The organism is Candidatus Njordibacter sp. Uisw_039 (genome assembly GCF_047730075.1).
Taxonomy (GTDB): Bacteria; Pseudomonadota; Gammaproteobacteria; order Pseudomonadales; family Balneatricaceae; genus Njordibacter.
Genome location: NZ_CP159831.1, coordinates 335,001 through 347,813, shown reverse-complemented (window position 1 = coordinate 347,813; position 12,813 = coordinate 335,001). Strand labels below are relative to the sequence as shown.

General features: G+C 47.1%; 9 protein-coding genes and 2 rRNA genes. 4 read left to right on the top strand and 7 right to left on the bottom strand.

What is annotated here, in order from left to right; all coding sequences use genetic code 11:
- The first annotated feature begins 5 nt into the window (after positions 1–5).
- Positions 6–1,913, top strand: a complete 1,908-nt coding sequence (locus tag ABXT70_RS01630; RefSeq protein WP_443641441.1) for a beta-ketoacyl synthase — start codon at positions 6–8, stop codon at positions 1,911–1,913.
- Between the two features lie 35 nt (positions 1,914–1,948).
- Here ABXT70_RS01630 and ABXT70_RS01625 read toward each other — a convergent pair whose 3' ends face one another.
- Entirely contained in the window at positions 1,949–2,734 is a 786-nt protein-coding gene (locus ABXT70_RS01625) for a TatD family hydrolase (protein ID WP_443641440.1), read from the bottom strand.
- 26 nt (positions 2,735–2,760) lie between these two features.
- Positions 2,761–4,380 carry a peptide chain release factor 3 gene (locus tag ABXT70_RS01620; protein WP_443641439.1) on the bottom strand — a complete coding sequence of 540 codons (1,620 nt, stop codon included), beginning with the start codon at positions 4,378–4,380 and terminating at the stop codon, positions 2,761–2,763.
- Between the two features lie 171 nt (positions 4,381–4,551).
- Between ABXT70_RS01620 and ABXT70_RS01615 the strand changes: the two genes are divergently transcribed.
- Positions 4,552–6,078, top strand: a complete 1,527-nt coding sequence (locus ABXT70_RS01615) for a SulP family inorganic anion transporter (RefSeq protein ID WP_443641438.1) — start codon at positions 4,552–4,554, stop codon at positions 6,076–6,078.
- Here ABXT70_RS01615 and rimI read toward each other — a convergent pair.
- The gene (rimI, locus tag ABXT70_RS01610; protein ID WP_443641437.1) at positions 6,059–6,520 is read right to left on the bottom strand and encodes a ribosomal protein S18-alanine N-acetyltransferase; all 462 of its coding nucleotides are present in this window, start codon (positions 6,518–6,520) and stop codon (positions 6,059–6,061) included. The genes ABXT70_RS01615 and rimI overlap by 20 nt on opposite strands.
- 6 nt (positions 6,521–6,526) lie before the next feature.
- A complete protein-coding gene (locus ABXT70_RS01605) occupies positions 6,527–7,309 on the bottom strand; it encodes a hypothetical protein (protein ID WP_443641436.1) in 783 nt (260 codons plus the stop codon).
- Positions 7,310–7,453: 144 nt separating this feature from the next.
- Between ABXT70_RS01605 and ABXT70_RS01600 the strand changes: the two genes are divergently transcribed.
- Complete coding sequence (locus ABXT70_RS01600) at positions 7,454–8,686, top strand: MalY/PatB family protein (RefSeq protein WP_443641435.1); 1,233 nt, start codon at positions 7,454–7,456, stop codon at positions 8,684–8,686.
- On the opposite strand, the gene ABXT70_RS01595 is transcribed toward ABXT70_RS01600, so the two are convergent.
- Positions 8,678–9,157 (bottom strand): DUF2489 domain-containing protein, encoded by a 480-nt coding sequence (locus tag ABXT70_RS01595; protein WP_443641434.1) that lies wholly within the window; start codon positions 9,155–9,157, stop codon positions 8,678–8,680. The genes ABXT70_RS01600 and ABXT70_RS01595 overlap by 9 nt on opposite strands.
- A 37-nt stretch (positions 9,158–9,194) precedes the next feature.
- Between ABXT70_RS01595 and ABXT70_RS01590 the strand changes: the two genes are divergently transcribed.
- Entirely contained in the window at positions 9,195–9,449 is a 255-nt protein-coding gene (locus ABXT70_RS01590; RefSeq protein WP_443641433.1) for a hypothetical protein, read from the top strand.
- 79 nt (positions 9,450–9,528) lie between these two features.
- Here ABXT70_RS01590 and rrf read toward each other — a convergent pair.
- Positions 9,529–9,644, bottom strand: a 5S ribosomal RNA gene (rrf, locus tag ABXT70_RS01585).
- Positions 9,645–9,812: 168 nt separating this feature from the next.
- Positions 9,813–12,701: ribosomal RNA gene (locus ABXT70_RS01580) — 23S ribosomal RNA — on the bottom strand.
- Between the last annotated feature and the right edge of the window lie 112 nt (positions 12,702–12,813).

The following is a 12,813-nucleotide window of genomic DNA, read 5'->3' as shown; positions in this document are numbered from 1 at the left end:
GTTAGTTGTCGAATCTACCAGTCATTATTGGTTTTGGCGGAATAAATGCCGCTGGTCGAACCTCCTCCCACCATGGTTATCGCCGCCTAATTGTTGATCACTTAGATACACAAAGCCGTCTGGACACGATGACAGACCTCGCCACACTAACCAACAAAGCCACCTTCTACAATGGTCTATACCACGTTACCGGCCAAGAGCAAGGACTAACCCAGGTTCAGTTAACTGAACTACTGGGCCAACAATTAAAAGATGCCACTCTGATACGTGCTATCCGGCCGGAAGCTTACGATATCCACCAACTAGTATTAAACAAAGCGGCCGAAATTAAACCAGCGTCCGGCGACTGCACCTGTATTCGTATGCGTAAGCGCCACCTACCCAACCGCCTACCAGACAATTGGCAAGTAACCTCAGTTGACGGCGACACCGTAGAAGTGACCATAAGCGGCACCTTTTCGGCTATTCTACCAGACACCAAGCGCGCACCAGTGAGTGCAGCAGGCCAACTACCTGATGGGTTTGAACCCGGTTCGCTGTACCAGTCTCGCAACCACCCACGCAATTTACAAATGACTGTGTTTGGCGCATCTGACGCCCTCAGTTCCACAGGTATTGCCTGGCAAACTATGCAAGACCAAGTTGCACCAGACCGTATTGCTGTTTACGCTAGCAACTCCATTGGTCAGCTAGATGAAGCCGGTTTTGGCGGCTTACTAAAAAATCCAAGTACTGGGAAACGTATTACTTCAAAACAAATGCCGTTGGGTTATGGTCAAATGCCAGCTGATTTTGTTAATGCCTATTTATTAGGTAGTGTTGGTGCTGTGGGTTCTGCCTTAGGTGCATGTGCTACGTTTCTATACAATCTACGTAATGCCGTTGAAGACATTAAAAGTGGTCGCCGAGATCTAGTCATCGTCGGTGGCAGTGATGCACCTATTACCCCTGAAGTTATGGAAGGCTTCCGCACCATGGGTGCTTTAGCCGAAGATCATGAAGTGTGTGCCTTAGATGCCAGCGCTGAGGCCGATCTCCGCCGCACCTCTCGCCCCTTCTCCAGTAACTGTGGTTTCACTATGGGGGAAGCCTCCCAATGGATTGTGCTCGCCAGCGACGACCTAGCCCTCAAGCTAGGTGCGCAAATTCATGGTGCAGTGCCTGGTGTATTTGTTAACGCTGATGGTCATAAAAAATCTATATCAGCCCCAGGCATAGGTAATTACATCACCTTGGCCAAAGCAGCAGCCCTTACAGAAACGATGCTAGGCACAGAGTCGTTACGCCAACGCTCTTGTGTGCAAGCCCATGGTACAAGTACACCACAGAATCGTGTTACCGAATCCCACGTCATCAATGAAACTGCTAAGGCCTTTGGCATAGATCGCTGGAAAGTGGCTGCGGTTAAAGCTTACCTTGGCCACTCTCAAGGCACAGCAGGGGGCGATCAACTTGCCGTTTCTCTGGGCGTGTGGCGCTATGGAGTTTTACCCGGGATCGCCACCATAGATCACGTCGCGAGCGATGTTCATGATAGTCATTTAGCTATCCAAGCCGCCCACCATGAAGTTGGTATAGAGGGCATCGATACTGTGCTGCTGAATTCAAAGGGATTTGGCGGTAACAACGCCAGTGCAGTAATAATGGGACCTCATGTGGCTAATCAGCTCATGGTCAAAAAACATGGCACTAAAGCTATGCAACAGATGCTCCTAGCCCAAGAAACCCATACTCAAGCCGCAGCCAATTATGATTTACAAAGCATGCGTGGCCTATCTAAGCCAACTTATAAATTTGGCCATAACGTATTAACTGGCGAAGATTTACTCATAAATCGCAACGAGATTCATATCCCAGGCTATGCAAAAGCTGTGAATTTATCCATTAGCAATCCATTTGAAGACATGTGCTAACCCTCTATACTAACATTTAAAAGATACCAAGCAGGCTATTTAAGTCTTAGCACGTCTAAGGTGTTAGCTACAGTCTGCATGGCGATCTCAGATAAAGACTCCCGCCGTAGCTCTGCCAACACTGCCAGCACACGTGGCAACATGTCCGGTCGATTAGGCTGCCCTTTGCCCTGCCCTGCCATTGGCATATCTGGCGCATCGGTTTCTAGTACGATACCTGTGAGTGGCAGTGCTTGTGCTAAACGTCTCATGGCTTGAGCTCGCTCATAGGTTAGGCTACCACCTAGGCCTATCTTAAATCCCAACTGGATAAATTTTTCAGCTTGCTGCACGCTACCACTAAACCCGTGCACAATACCGCCCTGATCAAATTTTAACTGCCTTAAAAGCTGGCCTAAACGATCGTTGGCTTTTCGGCTATGCACAATGAGAGGTAGTTTCGTTTGTTGGGCTAGTTGCACCTGTGCTACAAACCAACGTTCTTGGTGAGCTATGGAAAACCCCTCAAGTTCTATGTCTAACACAAAATCCAGCCCAATCTCACCCACAGCAATGGGTTTATAGTGGTGAATGGCGTCAGCTAAATCTGTGAGGTGCTGCGGAATGTGCTGGTCACTAAAATAGGGATGAAGGCCAAGGGCTAAATGCCAACATGGGTGCTGTTCACATAGGGATATTTGCTGGGCAAACAAGGCTTTCTGAGTTCCAGGCACCACTAACTGCCCCACCCCTTGGTCAAGGCAAGAGCGCCATAAATGGGGCTGCAGACTTTGCAAACGAGGGTGATCCCAATGACAGTGACTGTCAATCAACTGATGCATTAAAACCCCCCCTTTTTAAACTGGTGTTAGTGTTCCCGCGTTGCGCGGAAACGAATGTCTGGCCAGCGCTCTTCCGTTAAACTTAGGTTCACTCTAGAAGGTGCCAAATAGGTTAAGTGACCACCGCCATCGATAGCCAAATTTTCTGCCGCCTTACGCTTAAATTCATCAAGCATTTTGCTGTCATCACACTCAACCCAGCGGGCAGTGTTGACGCTAATAGGCTCATAGATGCATTCAACTTTGTACTCGTCCTGCAAACGGTAGGCGACTACCTCAAACTGCAATACACCTACTGCGCCAACAATCAGGTCGTTATTTTTCCCTGGCATAAACAACTGAGTTGAACCTTCTTCCGATAGCTGCTGCAATCCCTTCTTCAGCTGCTTCATCTTTAACGGGTCTTTAAGACGTACTCGACGAAAAAGCTCAGGTGCAAAATGAGGAATACCTGCAAACTTAAGATTTTCACCAGCAGTGAAGGTATCACCAATCTGAATAGTGCCATGGTTATGTAAGCCAATAATGTCACCAGGCCATGCCTGCTCTACGTTGGAACGCTCGCCAGCCATAAACGTTACTGCATCAGCAACTTTTACATCCTTACCTATACGTACATGGCGCATTTTCATGCCCCGTTCATAGCTACCAGAACAAATGCGCATAAAGGCAATACGATCACGGTGCTTAGGGTCCATATTGGCTTGGATTTTAAATACAAAGCCAGTGAATTTAGACTCCACCGCTTGCACTACACGCTCACCTGCATCTCGAAACTTTGGAGCGGGCGCCCATTTTACGAAGTAATCCAGCATTTCACGAATGCCAAAGTTGGATAAAGCCGTACCAAAGAATACCGGTGTCAGCTTGCCCTCTAAGAACAACTGCATATCAAATTTATGGCTTGCACCACGTACTAATTCAATTTCTTCTTTCAATTCTTCCAATAATTCACCCAGCACTTCTGCGGCCTCATCAGATTCCAATCCTTTAATTTGAATATCTTCAGGAATGGTGTGGCCCTGACCTGGGGTGAATAAGTGTAAGGTGTCGGTATAAAGGTTGTACACACCCTTAAAGCGTTTGCCCATACTAATGGGCCAGGTAATAGGCGCACAAGCAATGTTAAGCACGTCTTCGACTTCATCCAAGACTTCTATTTGCTCACGTACTTCCCGGTCCATTTTGTTGACGAAGGTGAAAATAGGTGTGTCTCGTAAACGACAAACTTCCATAAGTTTAACGGTTCGATCTTCCACACCTTTAGCGCCATCAATAACCATTAGCACTGAGTCGACCGCCGTCAATGTGCGATAAGTATCTTCAGAAAAGTCCTCGTGCCCTGGGGTATCCAAAAGATTTACGGTACGGTCCTTATAGGGGAACTGCATCACCGAGGAGGTCACGGATATACCTCGTTGCTGCTCCATCGCCATCCAATCTGAGGTGGCTTTTTTATCACCCTTCTTACCCTTTACCGAACCTGCTATTTGAATAGCTTGTCCAAATAACAATAGTTTTTCGGTGATGGTGGTTTTACCCGCGTCGGGGTGAGATATAATGGCAAAGGTTCTTCGCGTTGCGACTTCTTCTGCAATCAAGTTGGGCATAATGGATACAATCTGTGGCAATATAGGATGGCACATTGGCGTGTGCCCAGAATAGTGCCTATTGTCGCTGATTAGCGTCTTTTCCTCAATATAAAACACTGAAAAAGTGGTTAAAAAACAACCAGATCCCTATCAATATATTGAAAAATAGTGATAATTTACGTATAATACGCGCGTTTTTACAGTCCCCTGTTATTAGGAAATATCATGTTCGATCTGGCAAGCCGTGCTCCGGCTAATGCAAAAAATGACATACTCTCCGGCCTTACGGTTGCTCTTGCGTTAGTGCCTGAAGCTGTTGCTTTTGCTTTTGTAGCAGGTGTAGATCCACTAGTGGGCTTATATGCTGCCTTTATGGTGGGTTTAATCACCGCTGTTATCGGTGGCCGCCCTGGAATGATTTCTGGTGCTACCGGCGCATTAGCAGTGGTTATGGTAGCTTTGGTGGCCGACCACGGGGTGGAGTACCTCTTTATTACTGTTGTATTAATGGGTATCTTACAGGTTTTAGCTGGCGTTTTTCGGCTAGGAAAATTCATCCGCATGGTGCCTCATCCAGTAATGTTAGGTTTTGTTAACGGCTTGGCGATCGTTATCTTTTTGGCACAATTGAGCCAATTTAAGTTCATCGACAATAACGGTAACTTGCAGTGGCTAGAAGGCACCCAGCTGTATTTGTTAATCGGGTTAATTGTCCTTACCATGGCGATCATTCACTTTTTACCTAAACTCACTCGCGCCGTTCCATCATCCTTAGTGGCTATTTTGGTAGTGACTTTGTTAGCGTGGTTCATGGAGTTGGATACACGCTCTGTGGGCGATATCGCCTCCATTGCGGGAGGCCTACCTAGCTTCCATCTTCCTCAAGTACCTTACACTTTGGCCACCCTAATTATCATTTTGCCTTACGCTATCATTTTGGCCGCTATTGGATTAATCGAATCATTATTAACTCTTACTTTGGTTGATGAAATTACTGGCACCCGCGGCCGCGGTAATAAAGAATGTGTTGGCCAAGGTATCGCTAACACTGCAACTGGCTTGTTTGGTGGCATGGGTGGTTGCGCCATGATTGGACAGAGTATGATAAACGTCAATTCTGGTGGGCGTGGCCGCCTTTCTGGCATTAGCGCTGCGTTATTCCTTCTGGCCTTTATCTTAGTGGCATCCTCTCTTATTGAAATGATCCCGTTGGCCGCCTTAATCGGTGTTATGTTTATAGTGGTGTTAGGCACCTTTGAATGGTCCAGCTTCCGTATTTTGGGAAAAATTCCTAAATCCGATGCCTTTGTATTAATATTGGTTTCTGGCGTTACGGTAATTACCGATCTTGCTATCGCCGTGGTAGTGGGTGTTATTTGTTCGGCTCTAGTGTTTGCCTGGAAGCATGCAAAACATACACAGGTAACCCATAAAGACGTGGATGGTAGCCGTATCTATTACTTACGTGGGCCGATTTTCTTTGGCTCAGTACAAAACTTCTTGGACTTATTTGACCCAAGCCAAGATCCAAATGATGTAATTATTGATTTCGAGCGTTCACGTGTAGCTGATCACTCTGGCTTGGAGGCCGTTGATACCCTAGCTGAACGGTATTCGCGAGCTGGCAAGACCCTACACCTTCGCCACCTTAGTGCAGACTGTAAGCGTCTCTTGTCTAAAGCGGGCAACATGGTAGAGCTAAATGTCATTGAAGACCCAGATTATAAAGTCGCTACAGACACGCTAGGCTAAACACCCAAGCGTCTTCTCGCACACCATCAACGCCGGAATAATAATCTCGGCGTTTTTGTATACATTCAAAACCCATAGATTGATACAAATTAACGGCTACTTGATTAGAAGGCTGTACTTCTAAAAACACTGTCTCTGCCCCTCGGCTCACTAGACCTTTGATCAATGCTTGCAACAATTGTCGCCCTAAACTCTGCCCCCTAAAGGACTGGTTTACCACAATATGTTGCACATCAGCTTGATCAACAGCATAACTTGCTACGGCATAAGCCATCACCTGGCCTGTGGTTGCATCTAAACCAACGTCAGCTAGGTAAGTGCCACCTAACACACCTTCCAAAGCAATCTCTAAGGCCTTTTTTGACCAAGCCGATTCATTTGGTCCCAGCGAAAAATCCATTATCTGATCGATATCGTCCTTAACTAAAGCACGAATAAACATCCTTTACTAAACCGTTTTGGGAGCGTTAAATAGTGACTGTAAGTGCTGCCAGGTATCAGCTTTAAGAGTCGGCACAGCTAATAGCTGGTGCAAACTGTGGCTATATACCGCTTCGATCACCATATTAGGTAGTTCAATATGGGTACTTTCGCCAAGGGTCATGCCAGGCTTAAGTAATTGTATCGCCGCAGGTCCCATTATCAAGAGCTTGCTGCATGAGTTATCCTTTAACAATTTTATTAGGCTGTATTTGAGCCCACTTTGCGCCCCCATTAATGAGTGATCGGCGTGGGGACCTGGTACTAACGGCCAGTTAAATTCCATAGATACTGCAGGCATAGCTTGCGCACTGGCATCTACCAACGTAGAGCGTAGGGCATTAACGATGGCTGTTTGTAAGCGCTGTATAGGGCTGCTCATAGCGGCCCCTTCTTGCACTGGTATATCGTTTACCACCAACACTCCGTTACTGTACCAAGATAACCCTAAGTGTAGCGGAGCGAGCCGGTCTGGATGAGTAACTGTCACCGGCATTGGAGGCAGAACCTCAACAATTGACGGCGCAGTATCGGCTTCAACAGATAACGATTGTACAGAAAACACTATGGTTGATGGGGCAAGCAGATCTCTTGCTGACGAGCTATTGCTGGCCTGTACCAATTCTTCCTGCCACAGCACATCATTGGCGTCACTACCGACCAGCGGCTCAATCGGCAACCAACTCGCAATCCCTAGCGCTTGCAAGTATTGTAAGCGCTGGGCTTCATCAATAGCAGGGAACATAACCATAGTCTATTCTACTGTTTCATTAAACTTGTGGATGGGCTTTGCTCCCCATCACCAGGGGTGGCAGCAAAGATGATGACACTTTCATTGTTGCTCATTGCTGAAGCTCCAAATTAACGCATTTTTAGCGTAGATTAAGGGGTAAATATGGTCCAAACTGTAGCCCATAAGATAACGCCTAATATAGCCCTTGACCCTGTCTCTGGCAATACACAAAAGGACTCAAACACAATGCAGTCTAACGATAACTACTCATTCGATGACATTGTAGATCGTCACAATACAAACTCCTTAAAGTGGAATAAATATAAGCACCAAGATGTTATTCCTCTGTGGGTAGCAGATACAGACTTTAAAGTCGCACCGGTGATTCAACAGGCCTTAGAAGATCGAATAAAACATGGGGTATTTGGTTACACCCGAACAGATGAACAATACGATCAAGTGGTGGCTGACTATTATCAAAAAAAATATGGCTGCCATGTAGAGGCTAGCTGGGTGGTTTGGGTGCCAGGTATTGTAGCAAGCTTAAGCCTTGCAATACGTAGCTTATCAAGGCAACACCAACAAGTGTTTACACCGGATATGGTCTATCCGTATTTTCACACAACCCCTGCAGCAGCTGGTAAACAGGCTAACCATTTGGCCATGACCTATGCTCAAGACAGGGTTCGTATTGACCTAGATACGTTAGAAAAACGTAATGCTCAAGATGTACGCGTGATGTTATTTTGTAATCCGCAAAACCCTGGTGGAGCGATTTACACCCGCGATGAATTAAAACGCATTGATGCCTATTGTGAAGCTAATAACTTGATTTTAGTGTCTGATGAAATACACGCAGATATTATTTTGGATGAAGATAAAACACATATTCCCTATTTAGATGTCAGCGCACACGCCCTTAATAATTCCATTGTACTGGGTGCTGCGAGTAAAGCCTTTAATGTGGCTGGTCTTGCTTGTTCATGGGCGGTAATTGCTAATGACGAGCTACGCAAAGCCTTTGTGGATGAGATGCATGGCATTATTTCTGAGATAAATCCATTTGGTTATACGGCTACTGTTACTGCACTCGCAGAAGGTGATGATTGGTTGGCTGCGATGAATGGGTATTTACGCGACAACCGTGACTATTTAATGGAGCAATTGAATGCTATTAAAGGTCTTCAGATGCTGCCCTTAGAGTCCACTTTTTTAGCTTGGATCGATGTCTCTGAACTACAATTAGAAGACCCATGCGCTTTCTTTGAAGCTGCAGGTGTGGGCCTGTCTCCAGGGCAAAATTTTAATGATAAAAACTTTTTACGGCTTAACTTTGGTTGCGCTAAATCTGTGTTGGAAGAAGCTGTTAGGCGTATTAAAAAGGCTTTAGTTTAAGCTTTGATAAGCTAAAAATTCATGCCGCTGTAGAGCCGATACTGCGGCATGAATATCTTCTCCATGTTTAACTTCAAGAGCAAGCCGCTGCTTGGTGAACTTTTGTTTGGCTTTCTTATCGAGCTGTTGCCATTGTTCCTTGATAGGCATGTGCTCTGTTTCACTATAAATTAGGGCAATCACCTGATATTCGTCTCGCCTTAATAAATCTGACTCAACCTGGTCTAACAACTGCTTTAATCGTATGCACCCCTCTGTTGATTCACATTGTTTATCAACCATTGCCCTAGCGATCACTCCTATACTTTCTACACGATGGGTATATTGTTTTTCCAACATATCTTGCATGTCCACGATACGTTGTTGATTAAGTTTTAAAGCTTTTTTCTGGCGCACAAGAACCCTGACTATTACCCCAACCATAACGATACAAAATAATATGAGGAGTAACATTAACGTGTTTGTTGACATTGTTTTTTCGTCTTAGTGAAGTAGTAGTTATTATAACATGGAGAATACACTGGGATTCAGCCGTCATCATCCTGTGAGAGTAACTCATCGCTTTCCTGCGCCCAATAAAAAACCCCTAGCTTTTTGGACTAGAGGCTCTTTAGTACTGAATGGGAAGCTTGGCGATGGCCCGGTCAGGGCCTCAGGCCCTGCCGTTCGAGTGGCGCAAAGCGGTGCTTTGCCAACTGCGCCAGTCTCACCCTACTATCACATGATTTGTGGCAGCGTAGCTGCCCTGTCTTTATCCATGTGAGAGTAACTCATCGCTTTCCTGCGCCCAATAAAAAACCCCTAACTTTTTGGGCTAGAGGCTCTTTAGTACTGAATGGGAAGCTTGGCGATGACCTACTCTCACATGGGGAAACCCCACACTACCATCGGCGCTAAGACGTTTCACTTCTGAGTTCGGAATGGGGTCAGGTGGTTCCATCTCGCTATGGTCGCCAAGCAAAAAAGGGTGAATGAAGATCGTTAAATCACCATCCATGAATTTGTGATATTGAGTTTAGGCACTACACTAATGCGCTTATCGAGGGCTTACCCGTCGTATTATCGTAAACCTAATGGTTTGTACTGGGTACTTATGTACCAGCTTGTACAACGCTTTTGGCGTTATATGGTCAAGCCTCACGAGCAATTAGTATTGGTTAGCTCAACACGTTACCGTGCTTACACACCCAACCTATCAACGTCCTAGTCTTGAACGGCTCTTTAGGGAGTTAAACTCCTGTGAGATCTCATCTTGAAGGGGGCTTCCCGCTTAGATGCTTTCAGCGGTTATCCTGTCCGAACGTAGCTACCCGGCAATGCCACTGGCGTGACAACCGGAACACCAGAGGTTCGTTCACTCCGGTCCTCTCGTACTAGGAGCAACTCTTCTCAAATCTCAAACGTCCACGGCAGATAGGGACCGAACTGTCTCACGACGTTCTAAACCCAGCTCGCGTACCACTTTAAATGGCGAACAGCCATACCCTTGGGACCGGCTTCAGCCCCAGGATGTGATGAGCCGACATCGAGGTGCCAAACACCGCCGTCGATGTGAACTCTTGGGCGGTATCAGCCTGTTATCCCCGGAGTACCTTTTATCCGTTGAGCGATGGCCCTTCCATTCAGAACCACCGGATCACTATGACCTACTTTCGTATCTGCTCGACGTGTCTGTCTCGCAGTTAAGCATGCTTATGCCATTGCACTAACCTCATGATTTCCGACCATGATTAGCATACCTTCGTGCTCCTCCGTTACTCTTTGGGAGGAGACCGCCCCAGTCAAACTACCCACCACACAGTGTCCTCGATCCGGATTACGGACCTGAGTTAGAACCTCAAACATACCAGGGTGGTATTTCAAGTTTGGCTCCACGATGACTAGCGTCACCGCTTCAAAGCCTCCCACCTATCCTACACAAATAGGTTCAAAGTTCACTGTGAAGCTATAGTAAAGGTTCACGGGGTCTTTCCGTCTAGCCGCGGATACACTGCATCTTAACAGCGATTTCAATTTCACTGAGTCTCGGGTGGAGACAGTGTGGCCGTCGTTACGCCATTCGTGCAGGTCGGAACTTACCCGACAAGGAATTTCGCTACCTTAGGACCGTTATAGTTACGGCCGCCGTTTACCGGGGCTTCGATCAAAAGCTTCGCTTGCGCTAACCTCATCAATTAACCTTCCGGCACCGGGCAGGCGTCACACCGTATACGTCCACTTTCGTGTTTGCACAGTGCTGTGTTTTTAATAAACAGTCGCAGCCACCTGGTATCTTCGGCCGCCGTCAGCTTAGGGAGCAAGTCCCATCACCAACAGCGGCGTACCTTCTCCCGAAGTTACGGTACCATTTTGCCTAGTTCCTTCACCCGAGTTCTCTCAAGCGCCTTGGTATTCTCTACCTGACCACCTGTGTCGGTTTGGGGTACGGTCACTCAATATCTGATGCTTAGAAGCTTTTCCTGGAAGCATGGCATCAACCACTTCAGTCCTAATGGACCTCGTCATCACGCCTCAGCCTTAAGGGAATCCGGATTTACCTAAACTCCCAGCCTACACGCTTAAACGCGGACAACCAACGCCGCGCTGGACTAGCCTTCTCCGTCCCTCCTTCGCAATATTGAGTGGTGCAGGAATATTAACCTGCTTTCCATCGACTACGCTCTTCAGCCTCGCCTTAGGTGCCGACTCACCCTACCCTGATTAGCATTGGATAGGAAACCTTGGTCTTCCGGCGGGGGAGCTTTTCACTCCCCTTATCGTTACTCATGTCAGCATTCGCACTTCTGATACCTCCAGGATGCCTCTCAGCTTTCCCTTCAACGGCCTACAGAACGCTCCTCTACCACGCATGTAAACATGCGTCCGTAGCTTCGGTGGTATGTTTGAGCCCCGTTATATCTTCCGCGCAGGCCGATTCGACTAGTGAGCTATTACGCTTTCTTTAAAGGATGGCTGCTTCTAAGCCAACCTCCTAGCTGTCTAAACCTTCCCACATCGTTTCCCACTTAACATACACTTTGGGACCTTAGCTGACGGTCTGGGTTGTTTCCCTTTCCACGACGGACGTTAGCACCCGCCGTGTGTCTCCCGTGATTGCACTCATTGGTATTCGGAGTTTGCATCGGGTTGGTAAGTCGGGATGACCCCCTAGCCGAAACAGTGCTCTACCCCCAATGGTGAGACACGAGGCGCTACCTAAATAGCTTTCGAGGAGAACCAGCTATCTCCGGGCTTGATTAGCCTTTCACTCCGACCCACAGCTCATCCCCGCATTTTTCAACATACGTGGGTTCGGTCCTCCAGTTGATGTTACTCAACCTTCAACCTGGCCATGGGTAGATCGCCCGGTTTCGGGTCTAATCCTAGCAACTATACGCCCTATTAAGACTCGGTTTCCCTACGCCTCCCCTATTCGGTTAAGCTTGCTACTAAAATTAAGTCGCTGACCCATTATACAAAAGGTACGCAGTCACAGAACAAGTCTGCTCCCACTGCTTGTACGTACACGGTTTCAGGATCTATTTCACTCCCCTCACAGGGGTTCTTTTCGCCTTTCCCTCACGGTACTGGTTCACTATCGGTCAGTCAGGAGTATTTAGCCTTGGAGGATGGTCCCCCCATGTTCAGTCAAGATTTCTCGTGTCCCGACCTACTCGTTTTCATCCAAAATGCCTTTTCGCGTACGGGGCTATCACCCACTATGGCGTAACTTTCCAGCTACTTCCGCTAAAACAAAATGAACTTAAGGGCTAATCCCCGTTCGCTCGCCGCTACTAGGGGAATCTCAATTGATTTCTTTTCCTCGGGGTACTTAGATGTTTCAGTTCTCCCGGTTCGCCCCCTATACCTATGTATTCAGTATAGGGTACCCAGCTTATGCTGGGTGGGTTTCCCCATTCGGATATCTCTGGATCATAGGTTGTTTACCACCTCCCCAAAGCTTTTCGCAGGTTACCACGTCCTTCATCGCCTCTGACTGCCTAGGCATCCACCGTGCACGCTTATTCACTTGACCATATAACCCAAAAGGGTCGCAGTAATTCTGACAAATTACCTTCAATCAAGCTTACGATAAACCCTCAACTCGCTAAAGTGAGGGCCTTCGGATAAGTCACTCGATAAAACAC

Coding starts and splice junctions, on each gene's coding strand:
- ABXT70_RS01590 (WP_443641433.1), top strand. CDS start 9,195: ATGGAGAATACACTGGGATTCAGCCGTCATCATCCTGTGAGAGTAACT.
- ABXT70_RS01620 (WP_443641439.1), bottom strand. CDS start 4,380: ATGTGCCATCCTATATTGCCACAGATTGTATCCATTATGCCCAACTTG.
- ABXT70_RS01595 (WP_443641434.1), bottom strand. CDS start 9,157: ATGTCAACAAACACGTTAATGTTACTCCTCATATTATTTTGTATCGTT.
- ABXT70_RS01600 (WP_443641435.1), top strand. CDS start 7,454: ATGGTCCAAACTGTAGCCCATAAGATAACGCCTAATATAGCCCTTGAC.
- ABXT70_RS01625 (WP_443641440.1), bottom strand. CDS start 2,734: ATGCATCAGTTGATTGACAGTCACTGTCATTGGGATCACCCTCGTTTG.
- ABXT70_RS01615 (WP_443641438.1), top strand. CDS start 4,552: ATGTTCGATCTGGCAAGCCGTGCTCCGGCTAATGCAAAAAATGACATA.
- rimI (WP_443641437.1), bottom strand. CDS start 6,520: ATGTTTATTCGTGCTTTAGTTAAGGACGATATCGATCAGATAATGGAT.
- ABXT70_RS01605 (WP_443641436.1), bottom strand. CDS start 7,309: ATGGTTATGTTCCCTGCTATTGATGAAGCCCAGCGCTTACAATACTTG.